Below are 18,480 nucleotides of genomic sequence, written 5' to 3' on the forward strand. Positions count from 1 at the left end.
AAAGTAATTGACAAAAAAGCCAGGGTAAAACCTGGCTTTTTTGTGCTTGGAATTTAGCCTTCGTTCTCGCGTGGCGTTTCCGCATTGCTTTCTCCGGTCAGACCCAGTGAGCGGCAAACTCGGCCACCATCACGTGGGCCAGCAGGCCTGCGGTTGGAATACCTTTGTCGATGACCTGGGCCGGAACAGGCGCCTGAATCAGGGTTTCGCACTGACGGCAGGCCCATTTACCACGTACATGCTGCTCGACGGTAAACACGCCCGGCGTGTAATCCAGCTACTCGCTAACGTCTTCGCCGATGCGTTGAAGTTGGCAGCCTCAAGCGCACTGAGTGTTTTCCGGTTCGTGACGGATCACCGTGCGTGGAAACTGCGGCGGCAATGGTGCACGTTTCGGCGATTGCCGTGGCTCGACCTGTGACGAAGCTGGGAGGAGCTGTTTCAGCTCTGCTTCGATAGCTTCAAGATCTGTGTCGAGCAGATCATCCAGCAAGCTGCCTTGTGCTTGGCTGATCTGCTCGCTGCGCTTGGCAAATTTGTGGCGCTTGAGCAGGGCGATCTCGAACTTGAACTGTTCGATGAGAATTTCATCATTTTGGATCTTCCTGCTCATCGCCTCGACTTGGGACTGCAACTGCGACGCCTGTGCCGCCAAGGCACGAAGCTGTTCCGGGGTCATATGGTCGAGGTTGGGCGAGGAAGTCATGCCGCTGATTGTGCCAGAGCAGGCCCGAAACGACGACGAGCAGACCCGCTGCCACGGCAGGCCCAGCACCAACGCCTGGAGTTGCTCGCTGTCGAGTTCGACCTCACAGCCATGGCGAATGCCGGGCCAGTGAAACTTCCCTTGATTCAGGCGCCGCGCGGCAAGCCAGACGCCCACGCCATCATGCACCAGCACTTTCATCCGGTTAGCGCGGCGAATGGCGAACAGATAAGCGCAATGCGGCTTCGCCGCACCGAACACCGCGATCACTCGGGCCAATGCCGTTTCGGTTCCGGCGCGCATGTCCATCGGCTCGGTGGACAGCCAGATCGCATCGATGCGGATCATTGGGCCACAGCCCGGATAAATTGCGCGCAGCCCTCGGGATCCGAGGCTGGCCATTTCAATGTGATTACTTGCCCGGCCATGGGCAACTCGATGACCACTGACGCTTCGGCTGGCCGTTTACGTTCCAGTGCAGGAACCGGCAATCCTTGTGCTTATCAAGCCACTGGAAAAAGCCTTTCAGCATCGACTTTTCGAATTTATTGAGCTCTGCTTGCATGCTAGAGAGCTGTTTACTGAGCTCTGCTTCTTTATGGATGGACCATGACTTGGTCTGGCCGGTTTTTAGGTTTCGTGTGGCGATGGATGTCACACGTTTCGACTCCCCGGTATCGTTCTGATAAAACGATTCGCAGGAGTAGTGGATTACGTAAACTCGGTTCGCGTCGAGGTAGAGGTCTTCGATTAAAGCTCTGCTCCTCTTGCGATCCTTTACCCGATCTAGCTCTGCTCCCACACCTTTCCCCTCAACCCAGTGCAATGTAGGCGAGCTAGCGATTCTGCCCTCAAATGTAGGTGCCCGCTAGATTCACCTCTAGCTCTGTCTATGACTCTGGCGAAGGGTACACCGCCTGGGGACAATCGGCCTGCTATGTCTTGGCGGACTGCCCTACCAATTGGCGGGGCCTACAACGGCCGCTTTTTAAGGTCGATGGAAAGCAGGACCATACGCTCCTGCCGAAGCTAGCTGGCAGGCGTCAGCCAAGAGGCGTATCCTACAACTGCTTGCTCCGAGACTTGTTGGCCTACAGCCTCCCCTTGGAGACATCTGATAGCCCGCCGCCGAGGCGGGCTTCTTGCTACCAGATCCGTAGGCAGCGGTGGCTAGGTGCCCAAGCTAGGCTCCGCCAGAGCGCATACTCAACATCAGCGATCTACCCGTCTCCCTAGTCCGACGGTTATCGACGTATCCAAGTCCTTTATCAGGCGCATGGAAAGCCGGCGAAGACTGGGCTAGATGCGCTACGCAGCCATTGCTTCGCAGGATTCTGCGCAGGCCATACAGGCCTGTGCGCAATGCTGACAGTGGTCTGCCTTATGCTGACCGCACTCCTCCCCGCAGGCCCGGCAAATTTTGGCGCATAGGGCACATAGCTCTCTGGCAAGCATGCTTTCTCGTGCCATCAAGGTAGCCGCAAGCTTGCACATATCTGCGCAATCCCTGTCCAGCTTGATGCAGTCAGCCATCATTTTTACATCCTGTTCTTGAAGGCAGGCTGTCGCACAGCCTTCACAGGCCAGCGCACAGCGCAGGCATTCCGAGATGCATTCTTCAAAGCGACTGTTCATGGTCATATCTCCGGTATCGGGTCGATGTGATGCCAGTAAACCGTTTCAAAACGGTATGTAGCGTTCGACCTGACGGGGTCCTGAAGATTGATTACATTTCTGTAAGCTTGTCCGAAGCATCTCGGTGTGAAGGCCTGCCGGATCATTTAAGGCTGGAAAATCACTGCTTCTGAATGCTCACGATTTTCGCGACGCTTCCCTCCATACGGAATGCAAATTCCACCTTGTCTCCTACGTTCAAGCCGTTCAGCCGTGCAGGTTCCGCTTGGAAACCCATGGTCATCGCCGGCCATTTGAGCTCTGCTACTGGGCCGTGGGCCAAGGTGATTTTTCCGCTTTGCGGATCCAGCGCCTTAATTGTCCCTTCAGCATGCGCAGTGGATGCCGCCTGGGTGCCTTGGCCACCCTCGGCGGAAGCTGGCATGTTCTTCATGTCCATACCATCCATGTCCTGGGCATGCACACTGGCGGCGAAAACTGTGACCAGGCCTGCGATGACGAATAGCTTTTTCATTGGATTACTCCTGAAAAGTGAGGGGTTGTTACAGCGAGTTCGCGGCGACGGACCAGCCAGTACGCCGCAGGTATTACAAACAGGGAGAGCAATGGAGCGGTCAGCATCCCGCCCACCATGGGCACCGCGATGCGACTCATGACCTCGCTGCCGGTACCGCTGCTCCAGAGGATGGGCAGCAGGCCTGCAACGATGACCGCCACAGTCATTGCCTTGGGTCTGATGCGCTGCACCGCGCCCTCACGGATTGCATCGAGCAGCGCTGCGCGTGTGGTTTCGCATTCGGCCTGACGCTCAGCCCAAGCGTTATTCAGGTAAATGAGCATGATCACCCCGAACTCCGCCGCTACGCCGGCCAGGGCAATGAAACCTACGCCTGTGGCCACCGACAGGTTGTAGCCCAGCAGATACAGCAGCCAAACGCCTCCGGTTAGGGCAAAAGGTAAGGTGCCCATGATGAGCATTGCTTCACCGAAGCGCCCAAATGTCAGGTAAAGCAGCACGAAGATAATGGCCAAGGTGGCCGGCACCACCCAGGCCAGGCGGGCGTTCGCCCGCTCCAGGTATTCGAACTGACCGGAGTAGCTCAAGCTCATGCCCGGATCGAGCTTTACCTCGCTGTCGATAGATTGACGTAGGTCTGCGACAACAGACGATAGGTCTCGGCCGCGCACATCGATGTACACCCAACCTGAGGGGCGAGCATTCTCGCTCTTGAGCATTGGCGGGCCATCGGCAATACGTATGCGGGCCACGGTGCCGAGCGTGAGCTGGCCGCCCTGCGAGGTGTAGATCGGAAGCTGACGCAACGCCTCCACGGAATCACGCCATTCGCGTGGATAGCGCACGCTGATGGGATAACGAGCTAACCCTTCAACCGTTTCCCCAATGGTTTCGCCACCTATTGCACCGGCAACAATAGCCTGAACGTCGGTGATGTTCAGGCCATAACGGGCAGCGGCATGGCGGTCGATGTCCAGATCTATGTAGCGGCCGCCAGTCAAACGCTCTGCCAGGGCCGAAGTCACTCCAGGCACCTTTTTCGCTGCCCGCTCCACAGCAAGGGTAGCCCGGTCTATCTGGTTCAGATCGCTGCCGGCAACCTTGACGCCGATTGGACTCTTGATGCCGGTGGCCAGCATGTCAATCCGGTTGCGGATAGGCGGAATCCAGATGTTGGTGAGCCCGGGCACACGCACGATACGGTCAAGCTCTTCGATGAGCTTCTCCGTGGTCATACCGGTACGCCATTCACTCTTGGGCTTGAGCCGCACGGTGGTCTCGAACATCTCCAGAGGTGCAGGGTCGGTGGCCGACTCGGCGCGGCCGGCCTTACCAAAAACACTGGCTACCTCGGGGACGGTACGAATCAAGCGATCCGTTCGCTGCAACAGCTCTGAAGCTTTCTGCGCCGAGAGCCCAGGCAAGGCTGAAGGCATGTAGAGCAGATCACCTTCATCAAGGGGGGGAAGAAACTCGCCGCCGAGATGGTTCAAGGGCCACAGACTGCTGAGCAGGATAAGCGCTGCTCCAGCGAGGGTCACCAGAGGCCGGCGCAGGACGACCTCCAATGCCGGACGGTATAGCCGGATGAGCACCCTGTTGAGCGGGTTGCGCTGTTCCGCTGGCAGTGGCCCTCTGATCCAGTACCCCATCAGCACCGGTATCAGGGTCACCGATAACGCAGCCGCCGCTGCCATTGCGTATGTCTTGGTAAAGGCCAGGGGGGCAAAGAGGCGGCCCTCTTGGGCTTGCAGTGTGAACACCGGGATGAACGAGAGCGTGATGATCATGAGGCTGAAGAACAGCGCAGGACCAACCTCCACGGCTGCCTCCGTCATAACCTTCCAATGCGCTTCGCCCCGCAAAAGTTGACTAGGGTGCCGGGAATTCCAGGCCTCAACTCGTTTGTGGGCGTTCTCGATCATGACCACGGCAGCGTCCACCATTGCACCGATGGCTATAGCGATTCCGCCAAGGGACATGATGTTGGCGTTGATGCCCTGATGACGCATGACGATCAGCGCAATCAGAATTCCCACGGGCAGCGACACGATGGCAACCAGCGACGAGCGCAGGTGCCAGAGAAACGCTGCGCATACCAACGCCACTACCACAAACTCCTCGACAAGTTTGTGACTGAGATTCTCCACAGCACGGTCGATCAGCTGGCTGCGGTCGTAGACGGTGACAAGCTCCACCCCGGTAGGTAGGCCTTTCTTCAAGGTTTCGAGCTTGGCCTTAACGTGCGCGATGGCCTCACGAGCATTCTTGCCGCTGCGCAGGATAACCACTCCACCTACGGCCTCACCGAGGCCGTCCAGCTCGCCTATGCCTCTGCGGGCTTCCGGACCTATCTGCACCGTAGCGACATCGCCTAACTTCACCGGCACGCCCTTGGCAGCCAGTCGCAGTGGGATCGCTCTGAAATCGTCCAACGATGTTAAGTAGCCCGCCGCACGAACCATGAATTCTGCTTCGCCTTGCTCCAGCACACCGCCACCGGTCTCCTGGTTGGCCTTGCCTATAGCCTCCACCACTTCAGCTTGGGTGATACCGAGGCTGGCCATGCGAAGCGGATCGAGGACGACTTGGTACTGCTTGATCATACCGCCGATGGTGGCCACCTCAGCGACATCCGGCAGGGTCTTGAGCTCATAGCGCAGGAACCAGTCCTGCAGGCTGCGCAGTTGCGACAGGTCATGGCCGCCATTGCGATCAACCAGCGCATACTGATAAATCCAGCCCACTCCGGTGGCGTCCGGTCCCAATACCGGCTTGGCTGCCGCAGGTAATCGCGATTGCGCCTGGCTCAGATACTCAAGAACCCGAGAGCGCGCCCAATACAGATCGGTGCCATCCTCGAACAGCACGTAGACGAAGCTGTCACCGAATGCGGAGAAGCCACGTACTGTTTTGGCTCCCGGAACCGAAAGCATGGTGGTGGTCAGCGGATAGGTCACCTGATTCTCAACGATCTGAGGTGCCTGTCCTGGGTAGGACGTGCGGATGATCACCTGTACATCCGACAGGTCGGGCAAGGCGTCGATTGGCAGGCTCCTCACCGAGACGAATCCCCATGCCACCAGAAACAGCGTGGCGAGAAGCACCAGCACGCGGTTGCCTACCGACCAGCGAATCAGTTTGGCAATCATGGTTGGCCCTCCAACACTTTGATCTGCTCAACCACCATGCCCTCGTCTCGTTCGCGTATGCCAAAGCGAATCTGCGCACCGACCTTGAGGCCATCAAGGAGCGACTGATCAGCCACCGGAAAGGTCATGGTCATCCCAGGCATGCCCAGGGTGAGGAAGGGACCATGGGCAACGGTGAGCTGGGCTCCGTCTATCTGCACGATACGGCCGTTCGCTTCATGGAGGGCGGGCCCCGCTTTGGGCTGAGCATCCTGCGCCGTCGCCGCTTCGATGCCTTTCAAATTAGCTTCGGAGTCCAGCAGGAATTGCCCGGATGCGACGATGCGCTGACCTGCCTGAAGGCCCTGCAACACCGCAACTTGCCCCTTGCTCTCCTGACCCAACACGACTTCCACCGGTCGGAAGCGACCATCGTCTTCAGCCAGCATCACCAGATCCCGCTTGCCGGTGCGTATGACCGCCTCGGCAGGCACCAAGAGACTCTCCTCGGCGGACACGCTGGGATGGAGAGCCACCTGTGCGGTCATTCCAGGACGAAGCCGTCCATCCGGGTTGGGCAACTCGATACGCAGGCGCAAAGTACGGCTTTGCAAGTCGGCATCGGCCAACAGCGCAGTCAGCTTGCCCGGTACGGGATCACCTGGAAACGCTGGCAATTGCGCCTGTACAGGCTGGCCTTCGTGGAGACCTTGAGCCTGGGCTTCTGGCACGGCGGCTTCCAGCCAGACGTTGGCCACTCCGTTGATCCTTGCCAAGGTAGCCCCCGGCGTCAGCGTCATGCCGGGTCGTAGATCGAGAACCTGGATTACACCGGCAGTAGGCGCAGAAAGTGTGACCGAGAGCTGCACCTTCCCAGTACTCGCGACCCGGTTGATCAGGTCGACCGGCATGCCGGAGAGCACGAGCCGCTGTCGCGCCGCCGCCGTCAGCTGAGCGTCGCCGGAATGTCGCAACGCCAGATATTCTTCCTGCAAACCAGCCCACTCCGGGGTCAGCACATCGGCTAGAGGAGCCCCTTTGACAACTATGTCCCCCGTCGCTCGGCCATATGCGCGTTCGACGTAACCGCCAGTACGGGCCTGCAATACGCTGAAGTCGCGTTCGTCGAACGCCAGAACGCCGCTCACGCTCAGGGATCGTTCAAGCCGGCCAGCCGTCACCGTTGCCAATCGAATCCCGAGATTTTGCTGGAGCCCAGCCGAGACCTGAACCGCGAGCTGCCCCTTGTCATTCGCGTCGTCTGAATACTTGGGCACGAGCGGCATATCCATGAATGGCGATTTACCGGGTGCCGGGAAATGCTGCTGGGGATACATCGGGTCGTACCAGTACAGCGCTTTTTGCTCACCATCTGGCTGAGATGGGGTAACCGTGCCACGTCCACCCAGCCAGAAGCCCGCACCTATCCCAATAGCAAGGGCAGCAGCCACAACCAAACCAATCGACCTACCCCTCATGCCTGCACCTCTCCATATACGAAATGCAGACGCGCTGCTGTTGCCGCCAACTGTCCTTGCAGGTCCACATCCTGTAACAGCGCTTCCACGCGTTGCCGACGTGCCGACAGCACTTCACTTAACGACGACTTACCGGCGCGGTAGTCCGCAAGAGCGAGGCGTACCCGGTCCTCGGCCAGAGGTAGAAGCGTTTCGCGACTGCGCCGCACCGCCCGTTGCAAGCGTTGGTACTCGGCAAGGTCTGTTTCTAGCTGGGCTTGATGCTCGCGCAGGGCAGCGTCCTGCTCGTCCTCCAACTGGCGAACTTGTGCGCGTCGTGCCGCAATCATCGGGTCTTGCCGTGAGCCAGTGAACAACGGCAACTGGAAGCTAACTTGCAGGCTGACCATGTTGCTGAAGTCCGGGCCACGACGCTGATAATCCACCCCCCAAGACCAATCTGACTTCTTTTCTGCCTGGGCCTGGTGTACCTGGGCTTGCGCCTCGCGTGTCATGGCGTTGTAGGTATTGAGCTCCGGATGGGCATGAACGGAGTGCAGGTATTCAGCTGCGTCTACTGGCCAGACAGGGAAAGTCGGCGCGCCTACTTCGGCGTCCTGCCCAATCCAGCGCTTCAGCGCGGATCGCGCTTGAGCTGCCTGACTCAACAAAACATCTTTCTGCTCGTCCAGCTGTGCCAATTCCTGTTTGGGAGCCAGCGTATCGGCCGTTGAGCCTGCGCCTCCGGCCAGGCGCGCCCGCACCGTAGATGCCAGCAGCTGGTTTTCTTTGTAGAAAGCGTCGAAGTGTTCAAGTTTTCGCTGCACGGTGTACGCCGTAACCCAAGCCTGTGCGGTTGCCGCCCGAATCTTCAGGCGCTCGAAGACTGCCTCGGCATCGGCTCGCTCGACCGTGGCCTGAGCTGTCTCTACACGAGCTTTGCGTTTTTCCCGATTCGGTACGTCTTGGGACAGGCCAACCACCTGCATGGTCATGAAGTCTCTGTTCATGCTCCAGCGATCAGCGCCTTCAATCGGCAGGTTTTGTACCCCAAGATTGAGGCGCGGATCGGGTAGTTCGCCCGCTGGGATGACCGAGCTGCGAGCAGCTGATGCCTGCTCCAGGCGGGCCTGTAGAGAGGGAGCGTTGCGTTCAGCCAATTGCAGCGCCTCATCCAGCGACAGCGTTACAGCCTGTGCCGAGACAGCCGGCAGCAGTATGAAAAGGACGGCCGTGGTGATCCGTCCCTGAAAACGTTGGGGAGTCATGAAAATGATTCCTCGAAAGATCAGCGCCCAGGCGCGTGCCATCGCCCCGCTTCTAAGCAGAACGATGGTGTGAAATTAAGAGGGAGTCAGACGCGGGGAGGACGCCATGGATCGGGGGGAGAACCTGTCGCTATGCCTACAGCGTAGGTATCGGCAGGCCGTGGCTTTGCATAGGTCAGTCCAGGCGTCAGGAAGCTGAGCTGCACTGTGCTGGCAGTCCTGCACTCCTGACCCACCTTGCAGGATTTGGCATGGTCACCAGTCTTGCCCGGGTCTTGGTCCTGGCAGCAGTCATGGTCCATGCCCGCCATCATTTCCATGCCCATGGTCTGCATTGGGCAAGGTTCAGTCGCCGAATCGATGCCCGCCATCCCGTTAAGCGGAAGCGCCACGATAATCATCAGGATGGTGAGCAGTCGAATGAACCGATTCATGATGGGCGAGTATAGGTTACCGGGATGAATTCAGCATTAAGGGGTTGGGGCTGCACCAACCAACCGCTTGGAGGCAGGAAGGCTGATGAAGAAGGTTGTGACACCCTCCTCTGAAGTACACCAAATTCGTCCGCTGTGAGTCTCAATAATGGAACGTGTGATCGACAGCCCCAGGCCCGCATTACTTGGACCACCTTCGCGTCTGGCTGGATCGGCCCGATAGAACCGGTCGAAGATCTTGCCAATGTGCTGAGGATCGATGGTTACTCCGCTGTTACGTACGGATAGCGTCACGGTTTCACGTGTTTGCTCGATCTGCACTGCTATCTCATTGCCTTCCGGGGTGTAGCGCAACGCGTTAGATAATAGGTTGGAAAGGGCTCGGTCAATCATCAGGCGATCACCACGAACCTTGCCACGACCTTGGAGGGTCAGCTGAATGCCCCGGTCCTCAGCCAGAAACTGGTAGTACTCGAACAGCTTGGATACGAGTTCGGAGAGGTCCACATCGATCTGCTCGGGCACGATCAGACCATTATCCGCCTTGGCTAGGAAAAGCATGTCGTCGATCATGCGCGACATGCGCTTGAGGTCTTCCAGGTTCGAATAGAGGTTTTCCTCATAGGCATCCAGGTCACGCTTCTTGGTGAGCACCACTTCGGTATGAGTCAGCAGGTTGCTGACCGGCGTTCTCAACTCGTGAGCGATATCGGCAGAGAAGTTGGACAACCGAACGAATGTATCCTCCAACCGTCCCAGCATCCCGTTGAAAGACAGGATGAGTTCCTGAAGCTCAAGCGGTACGGGCTCCAGTGGAATGCGCTCGCGGAGAGATTTTGCCGACATCCCGGTGGCCACTTTGGTGATTTGCCTGACAGGCCGGAGTCCGCTTTTGGCCACGACCCAGCCCAAGCCTGCGCTCACAATCGCGCTGATCACCAAGCCGATGCCGAACCACCATTGCAGGGTGACAAAGAAATGCGCGTGAGTGGTGACATCGAGCATCAGCACGGCCGTTACCGGTTCCGGCTCGCCCGCGATAGTCAACTGGGCGGTGATACCGCGGAAGTTCTGCGCTTCATCCTGCCATTCCCAAACCGCACCCTGGCGCGCCTGCTCGAACCGCTGAGGGATTTGGGAGGCTTTGGAGTCTGAAAAAAGGACCGTGCCGTCAGCCTTGGTGATTTTCGCCGAAAGATCCTGATGTGCGCCGAGCAATGCCCGCAGTTGCTGCTCCTGATCGTCGAGCTCGCCTCGCGCTGCTGAAATGGAAAGGATATGACGCGTTGACTCCAGCTTTTCGGCAAGCGCCTGCTCATCCAGCATCCGGAAATGGTGCTGGCTGAGCCCGTAGAAAGCCACGCCGGCAACGACCAAGACAGCAGTCACCGCGAACATGAACATTAGTGTCAGTCGCTTGACGAGGGATGATTGCGGGCGCATCACTCGGGCACATCCATCATGTAGCCCATGCCTCGGGCGGTGTGGATGAGCTTTGGCGCGAAGTCGTCATCAATCTTGGCCCGCAGTCGGCGAATCGCGACCTCGATCACGTTGGTGTCACTGTCGAAGTTCATGTCCCAGACCTGAGAAGCGATCAGCGACTTGGGGAGCACCTCGCCGCGTCGGCGCATGAGCAGCTCCAACAGGGAAAACTCCTTGGCAGTAAGGTCGATACGCTTACCGTTTCGCGTAGCCCGGCGCTTGAGCAGGTCCACTTCAAGGTCTGCCATTTTCATGGTGGTTTGAGCAGAACCACCGTTGCCTCTGCGCAGCAACGTGCGAACCCGAGCCAGCAGCTCCGAGAATGCAAAGGGCTTCACTAGGTAATCATCAGCGCCCAGCTCCAAACCTTTCACGCGATCGTCTACGCCATCACGGGCCGTCAAGAAAAGGACCGGCACATCCTTACCCGCTGCGCGTATCTTGCGCAGAACCTCCCAGCCATCGAGCCCCGGCATCATCACATCGAGAATCAGCAAGTCATAGGCTTCGCTCTGCGCGTGTTGCAGGGCATCAGTGCCTGTCATCACCCGGTCAACGGTGAAGCCAGCTTCTGTCAGGCCTTGCTGGAGGTAGACACCGGTTTTCGGCTCATCTTCGGCTACGAGTAATTTCATCTGCTCTCATCCACGCGGGGTGCATCTCCAGTTTGCAGGAAAAAAGACGCCCAACCAGAAGCTGACGGAAAAGTAATGTCGAGATCAGTTTTCTGACAGCACCGCGAGGCTAACTTGACCACGTACCTGACGCCATGAGGCGCAGAACCATTGAGGATCTCCAGATGAACATGGTCAAAGCAATTGTGTTGGTCGTTACCTTCGGCACGGCAGGCATTGCCCTGGCAGAGGGCGGCGCGGACCGGACCTTTGCGCGGATGGAAGCGGCTCGCCAAAGTTCCATGCAGGGCTACCAGGTTGCGCAGGAGAAGAGAGAGCAGGCGCCAGTCGCCGCCCAGTCCAGCAAGCACGCGGGCCACGAAAGCTGCTGATCCGAGCTTACAGAAATGTAATCACCCCGGAATCTGAACTATGGCAGTTTCAGACTACGGCCTCTCATCAGCCTCGCGCAGTGGCGAAAGTCTACGAGACTGGTGAGAGCACCAATGAACCCAAGGGCTGCGCCATCGAGCAGCCTGGATATCAGCGATCTACCTGACTGGACGCAACGGCATGCAAAGCAAAACCACGAGACGATCTTTCGTCAAAGGCCTGGCCGCTACCGGACTTCTGGGTGGGCTCGGCATGTGGCGCGCGCCGGTCTGGGCCGTGACCAGCCCTGGCCAACCGAACGTGCTCAGCGGCACGGACTTCGATCTGTATATCGGTGAACTGCCCGTCAACATCACGGGTGCAGCTCGTACGGCCATGGCCATCAACGGCTCCGTGCCAGGGCCAATCCTGCGATGGCGCGAAGGCGACACCGTGACGCTGCGCGTACGCAACCGGCTGAAACAGGACACCTCCATTCACTGGCACGGCATCATCCTGCCCGCCAACATGGACGGTGTGCCGGGCTTGAGCTTCCACGGCATCGCTCCCGATGGCATGTACGAATACAAGTTCAAGGTCCACCAGAACGGCACTTACTGGTATCACAGTCACTCAGGCTTCCAAGAACAGTCCGGGGTCTATGGGGCTTTGGTGATCGATGCCAAAGATCCGGAGCCGTTTGTATATGACCGTGATTACGTCGTCATGCTCAGCGATTGGACGGATGAAGACCCGGCGCAGGTGCTCTCCAAACTCAAGAAGCAATCTGACTACTACAACTTCCACAAGCGCACAATTGGCGACTTCGTTGACGATGTGAGCGAGAAAGGCTGGTCGGCCGCTGTAGCGGATCGGAAGATGTGGGCTGAAATGAAGATGAGCCCCACCGACCTCGCTGATGTGAGCGGGTATACCTACACCTACCTCATGAACGGCCAGGCTCCGAACGGCAACTGGACGGGAATCTTCAAGCCCGGCGAGAAAATCCGCCTGCGCTTTATCAACGGCTCGGCCATGACCTATTTCGATGTCCGGATTCCTGGGCTCAAGATGACGGTTGTGGCTGCCGACGGCCAGTACGTCAAACCCGTATCGGTCGATGAGTTCCGGATCGCCGTTGCGGAAACCTACGATGTCATCGTCGAACCTGAAAACGAGCAGGCCTATACGATCTTCGCGCAGTCCATGGACCGTACCGGGTACTCCCGAGGCACCCTGGCAGTTCGTGAAGGCTTGCAAGCGCCCGTGCCGGAGGTAGATCCGCGCCCGATCATCGCCATGAGCGACATGGGCATGGACCACGGCAGCATGGGCGGAATGGATCACGGCAGCATGGCTGGCATGGACCAAGGCAACATGGCCGGCATGGACCACAGCAAGATGGCTGGGATGGACCACGGCAGCATGGCCGGCATGGACCACAGCAAGATGGCTGGAATGGACCATGGCAGCATGGCCGGCATGGACCACAGCAAGATGGCTGGGATGGACCACGGCAATATGGCCGGCATGGATCACAGCAAGATGGCTGGGATGGGTCATGAGGGCATGGCCGGCATGAGCGGGGCAATGCAGAGCCATCCGGCTTCCGAGACCAACAACCCGTTGGTCGATATGCAGACCATGTCGCCGACCCCGAAGCTGAACGATCCGGGAATTGGCCTGCGCAACAACGGGCGCCGAGTGCTGACCTACGCCGATTTGCGGAGCACCTTCATCGATCCCGATGGTCGAGAGCCTGGACGCACAATCGAACTGCACCTTACCGGCCACATGGAGAAGTTCGCGTGGTCGTTCGACGGTATCAAATTCTCCGACGCTGAACCGCTGCGGTTGAAATATGGCGAGCGTCTTCGCATCACCTTGGTCAACGACACCATGATGACTCACCCCATCCACCTCCACGGTATGTGGAGTGATCTGGAGGACGAGAATGGCAACTTCATGGTTCGCAAGCACACCATCGACATGCCACCTGGCTCAAAACGAAGCTATCGCGTCACCGCAGACGCCTTGGGACGTTGGGCCTATCACTGTCACCTACTGTTCCACATGGAAATGGGCATGTTCCGAGAAGTCCGTGTGGACGAATGAACCGGAGATCTGAGATGAGCAAACCAATGAAACGAAGCGCCTTTTTCCTTTCTGCTGCGATGGTAGGCATGCTGGCTGTTTATGCCCCGTCGTCGTGGTCCAGCGACAACCATGATCAGCACTCACAGAAATCCACCGAGGCAGGCAAAGCCAAAGGCTCGCAGGACAAGCAGGGCCAGGGGATGAACCATGAAGGCATGGACCATGGTTCCATGGAAGGTATGGACCACGGCTCGATGAAGGGAATGGACCATGGCTCGATGGAAGGCATGGACCACGACAAAATGATGAAATCGCATGGCAGCGACAAAGCTAAGGCAGGGAAAGATGGCCAATAGCCTCGGGCGGCCTTCGCTGCTGGCCCTGACTGTTTCAATCGGCATGCTGGGCGTAACGCCCAGCTTCGCCGCTGAAGAAATGGATCACTCGGGCATGGATCATTCGAAAATGGGGCACGGTTCCATGCAAATGGATGCTGCTCCGTCCGAATCGATGCCGGCGATGGATCACAGCAAGATGGGGGTTAGCAAACATCAGAAACAGACTGCCCCTGTTGATCACAGCCAGATGGGGCATGCTCAAAGCCAGAGCAAATCCAGCCCGGTGGACCATAGCAAGATGGACCATGGAACCATGAAGGGCATGGATCACGGTTCGATGAAGGGCATGGACCATTCCCAGATGAATCATGGTTCAGCGACTTCTCCAACCACAACTAGCCGCACGCCGATTCCAGTGCTCACTGATGCCGACCGTGAGGCAGCCTTTCCGCCTTTGGGTGGCCACCAGGTGCACGACAGCGGAATCAACAGTTTCTTCCTGTTGGACCAGCTCGAATACCAGGACGCCGATGAGGGCAGCACCCTGGCCTGGGACGCTTCAGGCTGGGTAGGCGGTGACATTAATCGACTCTGGGTTCGTTCGGAAGGCGAGCGCACCAATGGGGTAACCGAAGACGCCGAGCTGCAATTGCTTTACGGCCGCTCGGTCAGTCCATGGTGGGATGTGGTCGCCGGGGTCCGTCAGGATTTCAAACCGGAATCCCCACAGACCTGGGCAGCCTTTGGTATTCAGGGCATGGCCTTGTATGACTTCGAGGCCGAAGCCACGGCGTTCATAGGCGAGAACGGCCAGACTGCTGCGCGTCTTGAGGGCGAATACGACATCCTGCTGACCAATCGCTTGATTTTGCAGCCCACGGCCGAGGCGAACTTCTATGGCAAGAACGATCCTGAGCGCGGTGTTGGCTCGGGTCTGGCCAATACCGAAGTCGGCCTGCGTCTACGGTATGAAATTGTCCGCCAGTTTGCTCCATACATAGGCGTTACCTGGAGCCGCTCCTACGGCAACACCGCTGACTTCATCCGAGACGAGGGTGGAGATGTTAATGAGGCACGCTTCGTTGCCGGTATCAGGATGTGGTTCTGAGAATTTCAACATGAAAAGAACAATTACAACGCTGCTCGTGGCCGGTACTTTCGGAAGTGCTGCTGTATTGGGCACGGCGTATTTCGGCTTGGTGAATGTCGGCGCCGATGATCCTCACTTTCCGGCTGTCCATTCGTTTCTCGCCATGGCTCGCGACCGGTCGATTGAGGTTCGAGCGCGAGACATTGAAGTGCCTGACCTAAAGAATGCCGCGTTGATCAAGGCAGGAGCAGGCAACTACAACGCCATGTGCATTGGGTGCCACCTCGCCCCAGGCGTTGGGCAGACTGAACTAAGCCAAGCGCTATACCCGTCGCCACCTGACCTCACCAAGGTCGGTGTCGGAGGCGATCCGGCCGCCGCATTCTGGACGATCAAACACGGTATCAAAGCCACCGGCATGCCCGCTTGGGGCAAGAGCATGGGTGATGAGTACATCTGGGGAATCGTCGCGTTCCTGAACCAACTGCCCCAAATCAATCCTGAGCAGTACAAGGCTCTAGTGGCCACGAGCGGTGGCCACAAGCACGGCGGCGGTGAAAGCGATATGCACAACCATGAGGGCCAGCACGGCGTAAGCAGTCGTGCCGAGCATGGTGATCACGACGAAGCGGCAGACGACGATCATGCCCAGGCAGCTCACGACCACGGAACTGCACCCGCAGGCTCCGCCCAAGCGGCAGATCATCACGGTGACCACAATGCGGCCGAGGCCCATTCGGATCCCCACCCGGCATCGTCGCCTAAGACGCATGTTCACAAAGACGGTAAGGAGCACACTCATGCCAACTAACCGGGTCTTCGTTCGGCTAGCTGCTATCGCTGGGCTTCTGGTGACCTCGGCGGCCTACGCTGCCGAGCCATTGTCCATCAACGTTCACCGAGACGCGAACTGCGGTTGCTGCAAGAAGTGGATCGCGCACCTGGAAGCTAATGGTTTCAAAGTGATCGACCATGTTGAGACGGACATGAGCGCAGTGAAACAGAAGGTGGGCGTAGCGCCACGGTTAGCGTCCTGCCACACAGCAGTGATCGACGGAAAGTTTGTCGAAGGTCACGTGCCAGCTGAGCAGATTCGAGAGCTCAGGGGGCGGAACGATCTGGCCGGGATCGCCGTACCAGGAATGCCAGCTGGATCCCCAGGCATGGAGGTTGATGGCGTAAGCCATACCTACCAAGTCATTGGTTTAACCAAAAGCGGCGAGGACCAAGTAGTCGCCAACTATCCGGCCAAATAACACATCGACCAGAAGGACGGCAGTAGGCTGACTGCCGTCCCATGTGCTCCGGCTAGAAAGCTTCATCTGCTCAACACGACGATACAGTGGGCCTGTAAAAGATAGCTAATCAGATTCACGGCGCTCGCGTACTGGTTTGAGTACGATATCGCCGTTGATGAGCTCCATGGAGAGTATGTAGCCCGTCGTAAGCCCGAGCTCGCGCAGAATATTGTCGGGTAATTCCACAATCACATCGCCGGAGCCGTCGCCGGGATCAGGCACTTTACCGTGGTGCGCACTGATTCAGTCATTAGGCTCTCCTGTCTGAGCTACCAATCCTCATCGTACTCCACGAGTCATGTAAGCCGGTCACCAGGCGATCAATCGCCGGAATTGACGCTTCAACCCGGCTTTTTATCAGCGTAAGTCCTGTCCGCTCGCTCAGTGCTCAGTTCTGGCCCCGGCAACCGACTCCAGCGGTCCGGTATTCAAGGATTTTCACGTCTCCGTTGGAATCCTCGTAGTTCATCTGTGCCGGCATCACGTCACAGCTCGCCGTGGTCGATGTCATGCTGATTACCCTCGCCACGTCGGGCCGCATCCCGTAGCGATAATGGATCACCTCCGGTGGCTTCTTACCATTGGCGGCTGCATAAGCTCGCATAGCTTGCTCATTGGCCTGAATCATTTTCCCGTATAGACGGTCGGATCCTCCTTCGGCGAGTGCGGCTGAGGAGGCCACTATGGCCAGGATGGCGGTGATACTTTTGATGACTTTCATTTCAATCACTCCACTAGACGTGACTGAAGATTAAGGTTTGGTCGCTGTCAATTGAGTGATACGGGGATTACAAGGTTGTAAGTCCCGCTTGCAGAAGAAGGTAGCGTTGCGGCTTCACCGCATACCCGTTCCCCCTCAGGCAAACTATTGGTAGACACCCAAGAGTAGACGCTCAAGATAGTCCACTACTAGGCTGAACCCGAGCGACGTGTCGAGCATCTCGAATGGAACAAAACCCATCAAATGACCGCACGGCCGACAAAGCCACTGCTCCGCGAGCATCTGAGAGCCTAATACCTTCGATGCTATCTCCGGTCCTTTCGCATATTGGAACGCCACCGCGCTCTGCTGGGCATCCAGGCGATGGGCCTGAACGGGTTGGCTCAGAGCCGTCTCTGTTGGTTGGCTGAGATCTATTGCACGGTTTGCCCGGGCCCAGGCGCAAAAATTTCGAACCTATGGAGGCAACGGGCGTAATAAAAAATGCCAGGCACTGCCTGGCATTTACGAAATCTCTAATTGTACTGTTCAAATCATTTACTACTTGTTGTTGATGCATTGCGAATACATCGAGTAACGAACAGTCTTCAGCGTGCCCTGGGAGTCCTCGAAGGTCATCAACCGTGGGTAGACCTGGCAGGTACGGGGGTCCTGCGACTGACGTACGAACTTAGCAACGTCGATCTTCATGCCATATTTGTAATCCTGAATCTCTGGCATTGGCTTGCCATTTTTCTCCGCGTACTTGGCCACTGCGGTCTGGTGTTCCTTGGTGTATTGCAGCTGCTTGCTCTCGGAGAAAGTGTTGGCCTGCGAAGCCACCGAGAAAACAACAAGTGCAGCAGCGATAATTAGCTTTTTCATAAAACCCTCTAAATTTCAAAACTTCTCGGGCATAACCTTAGCAATGCATAGGCATCACCGGCATGACGAGAAACTTACAATTTTGAAAGGTAAGTGCATCTACTTCACTTTAATCGAGTAGGAGGCGGGTTCACGCCCGCCGTCCTCTCACACCACCGTGCGTACGCTTCCGTACACGGCGGTTCAGGTTATGCGACTAAGCCGGTTGATCGTATCCAGTATCGAGACAAGCCCAAGGCGTCCCATAGTTTCTTCGGCAGCGCCTGATTCATATGTGGTGCACCCGAGTTCCACCATGGCCGCCTTCCATTGGAGGTCGATTTACAGGCACGCTCTGCACCCAGCCCCAGCCGTATCAGGTTGCGAGCCCTCGTCGAAGGCTGCTTCCATTGTCGCCAGATGACACAGCGCAGTTTGTGCCTGAGCCACGTGTTGTGGGCTTCTCTTTAGCGG

At 57.8% G+C, this 18,480-nt stretch carries 17 protein-coding genes and 3 pseudogenes; 6 read left to right on the top strand and 14 right to left on the bottom strand.

Going from position 1 to position 18,480, the window contains the following annotated elements:
• Positions 1 to 106 precede the first annotated feature (106 nt).
• The 10 genes and pseudogenes from OSW16_RS00130 to OSW16_RS00180 form a co-directional block, all read right to left on the bottom strand.
• Positions 107 to 706: pseudogene (locus OSW16_RS00130) on the bottom strand (IS66 family transposase zinc-finger binding domain-containing protein); the annotation flags it as partial.
• Between the two features lie 102 nt (positions 707 to 808).
• Positions 809 to 1,108 (bottom strand): annotated as a pseudogene (gene tnpB / locus OSW16_RS00135) (IS66 family insertion sequence element accessory protein TnpB); the annotation flags it as partial.
• Positions 1,109 to 1,118: 10 nt separating this feature from the next.
• On the bottom strand, positions 1,119 to 1,364 hold the full coding sequence (locus OSW16_RS00140; protein ID WP_169862263.1) for a hypothetical protein: 246 nt from the start codon (positions 1,362 to 1,364) through the stop codon (positions 1,119 to 1,121).
• 650 nt (positions 1,365 to 2,014) lie between these two features.
• Positions 2,015 to 2,341: a four-helix bundle copper-binding protein gene (locus OSW16_RS00145; RefSeq protein ID WP_371326763.1), complete on the bottom strand. Its 327-nt coding sequence runs from the start codon at positions 2,339 to 2,341 to the stop codon at positions 2,015 to 2,017.
• A 160-nt stretch (positions 2,342 to 2,501) separates the two neighbouring features.
• A complete protein-coding gene (locus OSW16_RS00150; protein WP_047279650.1) occupies positions 2,502 to 2,855 on the bottom strand; it encodes a copper-binding protein in 354 nt (117 codons plus the stop codon).
• Positions 2,852 to 6,010 carry an efflux RND transporter permease subunit gene (locus OSW16_RS00155; RefSeq protein ID WP_047279649.1) on the bottom strand — a complete coding sequence of 1,053 codons (3,159 nt, stop codon included), beginning with the start codon at positions 6,008 to 6,010 and terminating at the stop codon, positions 2,852 to 2,854. The genes OSW16_RS00150 and OSW16_RS00155 overlap by 4 nt, the downstream gene beginning before the upstream one ends.
• A complete protein-coding gene (locus OSW16_RS00160; RefSeq protein WP_060477657.1) occupies positions 6,007 to 7,467 on the bottom strand; it encodes an efflux RND transporter periplasmic adaptor subunit in 1,461 nt (486 codons plus the stop codon). Before OSW16_RS00160 ends, OSW16_RS00155 begins: the two co-directional genes overlap by 4 nt.
• Positions 7,464 to 8,714, bottom strand: coding sequence for a TolC family protein (locus OSW16_RS00165; protein WP_060477667.1), 1,251 nt, complete (start codon positions 8,712 to 8,714; stop codon positions 7,464 to 7,466). Before OSW16_RS00165 ends, OSW16_RS00160 begins: the two co-directional genes overlap by 4 nt.
• A gap of 470 nt (positions 8,715 to 9,184) precedes the next feature.
• Entirely contained in the window at positions 9,185 to 10,591 is a 1,407-nt protein-coding gene (locus OSW16_RS00175; RefSeq protein ID WP_060477658.1) for a heavy metal sensor histidine kinase, read from the bottom strand.
• A complete protein-coding gene (locus OSW16_RS00180) occupies positions 10,591 to 11,268 on the bottom strand; it encodes a heavy metal response regulator transcription factor (RefSeq protein WP_047279645.1) in 678 nt (225 codons plus the stop codon). The genes OSW16_RS00175 and OSW16_RS00180 overlap by 1 nt, the downstream gene beginning before the upstream one ends.
• 164 nt (positions 11,269 to 11,432) lie before the next feature.
• On the opposite strand from OSW16_RS00180, the gene OSW16_RS00185 reads away from it, so the two are divergent.
• The 6 genes from OSW16_RS00185 (at position 11,433) to OSW16_RS00210 (ending at position 16,400) form a co-directional block, all read left to right on the top strand.
• Complete coding sequence (locus OSW16_RS00185; protein ID WP_047279644.1) at positions 11,433 to 11,639, top strand: co-regulatory protein PtrA N-terminal domain-containing protein; 207 nt, start codon at positions 11,433 to 11,435, stop codon at positions 11,637 to 11,639.
• Between the two features lie 181 nt (positions 11,640 to 11,820).
• Positions 11,821 to 13,734, top strand: a complete 1,914-nt coding sequence (locus OSW16_RS00190; protein WP_047281597.1) for a copper resistance system multicopper oxidase — start codon at positions 11,821 to 11,823, stop codon at positions 13,732 to 13,734.
• A gap of 14 nt (positions 13,735 to 13,748) precedes the next feature.
• The gene (locus OSW16_RS00195) at positions 13,749 to 14,072 is read left to right on the top strand and encodes a hypothetical protein (protein WP_081016620.1); all 324 of its coding nucleotides are present in this window, start codon (positions 13,749 to 13,751) and stop codon (positions 14,070 to 14,072) included.
• Complete coding sequence (locus OSW16_RS00200; RefSeq protein ID WP_060477661.1) at positions 14,062 to 15,162, top strand: copper resistance protein B; 1,101 nt, start codon at positions 14,062 to 14,064, stop codon at positions 15,160 to 15,162. The genes OSW16_RS00195 and OSW16_RS00200 overlap by 11 nt, the downstream gene beginning before the upstream one ends.
• A gap of 10 nt (positions 15,163 to 15,172) precedes the next feature.
• Positions 15,173 to 15,955 (top strand): c-type cytochrome, encoded by a 783-nt coding sequence (locus OSW16_RS00205; protein ID WP_047279640.1) that lies wholly within the window; start codon positions 15,173 to 15,175, stop codon positions 15,953 to 15,955.
• A complete protein-coding gene (locus tag OSW16_RS00210) occupies positions 15,945 to 16,400 on the top strand; it encodes a DUF411 domain-containing protein (RefSeq protein WP_047279639.1) in 456 nt (151 codons plus the stop codon). Before OSW16_RS00205 ends, OSW16_RS00210 begins: the two co-directional genes overlap by 11 nt.
• Before the next feature lie 430 nt (positions 16,401 to 16,830).
• On the opposite strand, the gene OSW16_RS00220 is transcribed toward OSW16_RS00210, so the two are convergent.
• The 4 genes and pseudogenes from OSW16_RS00220 to OSW16_RS00235 form a co-directional block, all read right to left on the bottom strand.
• Positions 16,831 to 17,163 carry a DUF2790 domain-containing protein gene (locus tag OSW16_RS00220; RefSeq protein WP_047279638.1) on the bottom strand — a complete coding sequence of 111 codons (333 nt, stop codon included), beginning with the start codon at positions 17,161 to 17,163 and terminating at the stop codon, positions 16,831 to 16,833.
• Positions 17,164 to 17,307: 144 nt separating this feature from the next.
• The gene (locus tag OSW16_RS00225) at positions 17,308 to 17,445 is read right to left on the bottom strand and encodes an antitoxin Xre/MbcA/ParS toxin-binding domain-containing protein (protein WP_228394107.1); all 138 of its coding nucleotides are present in this window, start codon (positions 17,443 to 17,445) and stop codon (positions 17,308 to 17,310) included.
• Between the two features lie 258 nt (positions 17,446 to 17,703).
• A complete protein-coding gene (locus OSW16_RS00230; protein WP_003253432.1) occupies positions 17,704 to 18,027 on the bottom strand; it encodes a DUF2790 domain-containing protein in 324 nt (107 codons plus the stop codon).
• 183 nt (positions 18,028 to 18,210) lie between these two features.
• Positions 18,211 to 18,455: pseudogene (locus OSW16_RS00235) on the bottom strand (group II intron reverse transcriptase/maturase); the annotation flags it as partial.
• Positions 18,456 to 18,480 lie beyond the last annotated feature (25 nt).

The sequence above is a fragment of the Pseudomonas putida genome, assembly GCF_026625125.1.
Taxonomy (GTDB): domain Bacteria; phylum Pseudomonadota; class Gammaproteobacteria; order Pseudomonadales; family Pseudomonadaceae; genus Aquipseudomonas; species Aquipseudomonas putida_X.

Bases quoted from the DNA above. Each gene is read 5' to 3' on its own strand.
- OSW16_RS00145 (WP_371326763.1), bottom strand. From the start codon at position 2,341: ATGAACAGTCGCTTTGAAGAATGCATCTCGGAATGCCTGCGCTGTGCG.
- OSW16_RS00150 (WP_047279650.1), bottom strand. From the start codon at position 2,855: ATGAAAAAGCTATTCGTCATCGCAGGCCTGGTCACAGTTTTCGCCGCC.
- OSW16_RS00155 (WP_047279649.1), bottom strand. From the start codon at position 6,010: ATGATTGCCAAACTGATTCGCTGGTCGGTAGGCAACCGCGTGCTGGTG.
- OSW16_RS00160 (WP_060477657.1), bottom strand. From the start codon at position 7,467: ATGAGGGGTAGGTCGATTGGTTTGGTTGTGGCTGCTGCCCTTGCTATT.
- OSW16_RS00165 (WP_060477667.1), bottom strand. From the start codon at position 8,714: ATGACTCCCCAACGTTTTCAGGGACGGATCACCACGGCCGTCCTTTTC.
- OSW16_RS00175 (WP_060477658.1), bottom strand. From the start codon at position 10,591: ATGCGCCCGCAATCATCCCTCGTCAAGCGACTGACACTAATGTTCATG.
- OSW16_RS00180 (WP_047279645.1), bottom strand. From the start codon at position 11,268: ATGAAATTACTCGTAGCCGAAGATGAGCCGAAAACCGGTGTCTACCTC.
- OSW16_RS00185 (WP_047279644.1), top strand. From the start codon at position 11,433: ATGAACATGGTCAAAGCAATTGTGTTGGTCGTTACCTTCGGCACGGCA.
- OSW16_RS00190 (WP_047281597.1), top strand. From the start codon at position 11,821: ATGCAAAGCAAAACCACGAGACGATCTTTCGTCAAAGGCCTGGCCGCT.
- OSW16_RS00195 (WP_081016620.1), top strand. From the start codon at position 13,749: ATGAGCAAACCAATGAAACGAAGCGCCTTTTTCCTTTCTGCTGCGATG.
- OSW16_RS00200 (WP_060477661.1), top strand. From the start codon at position 14,062: ATGGCCAATAGCCTCGGGCGGCCTTCGCTGCTGGCCCTGACTGTTTCA.
- OSW16_RS00205 (WP_047279640.1), top strand. From the start codon at position 15,173: ATGAAAAGAACAATTACAACGCTGCTCGTGGCCGGTACTTTCGGAAGT.
- OSW16_RS00210 (WP_047279639.1), top strand. From the start codon at position 15,945: ATGCCAACTAACCGGGTCTTCGTTCGGCTAGCTGCTATCGCTGGGCTT.
- OSW16_RS00220 (WP_047279638.1), bottom strand. From the start codon at position 17,163: ATGAAAGTCATCAAAAGTATCACCGCCATCCTGGCCATAGTGGCCTCC.
- OSW16_RS00225 (WP_228394107.1), bottom strand. From the start codon at position 17,445: ATGCTCGCGGAGCAGTGGCTTTGTCGGCCGTGCGGTCATTTGATGGGT.
- OSW16_RS00230 (WP_003253432.1), bottom strand. From the start codon at position 18,027: ATGAAAAAGCTAATTATCGCTGCTGCACTTGTTGTTTTCTCGGTGGCT.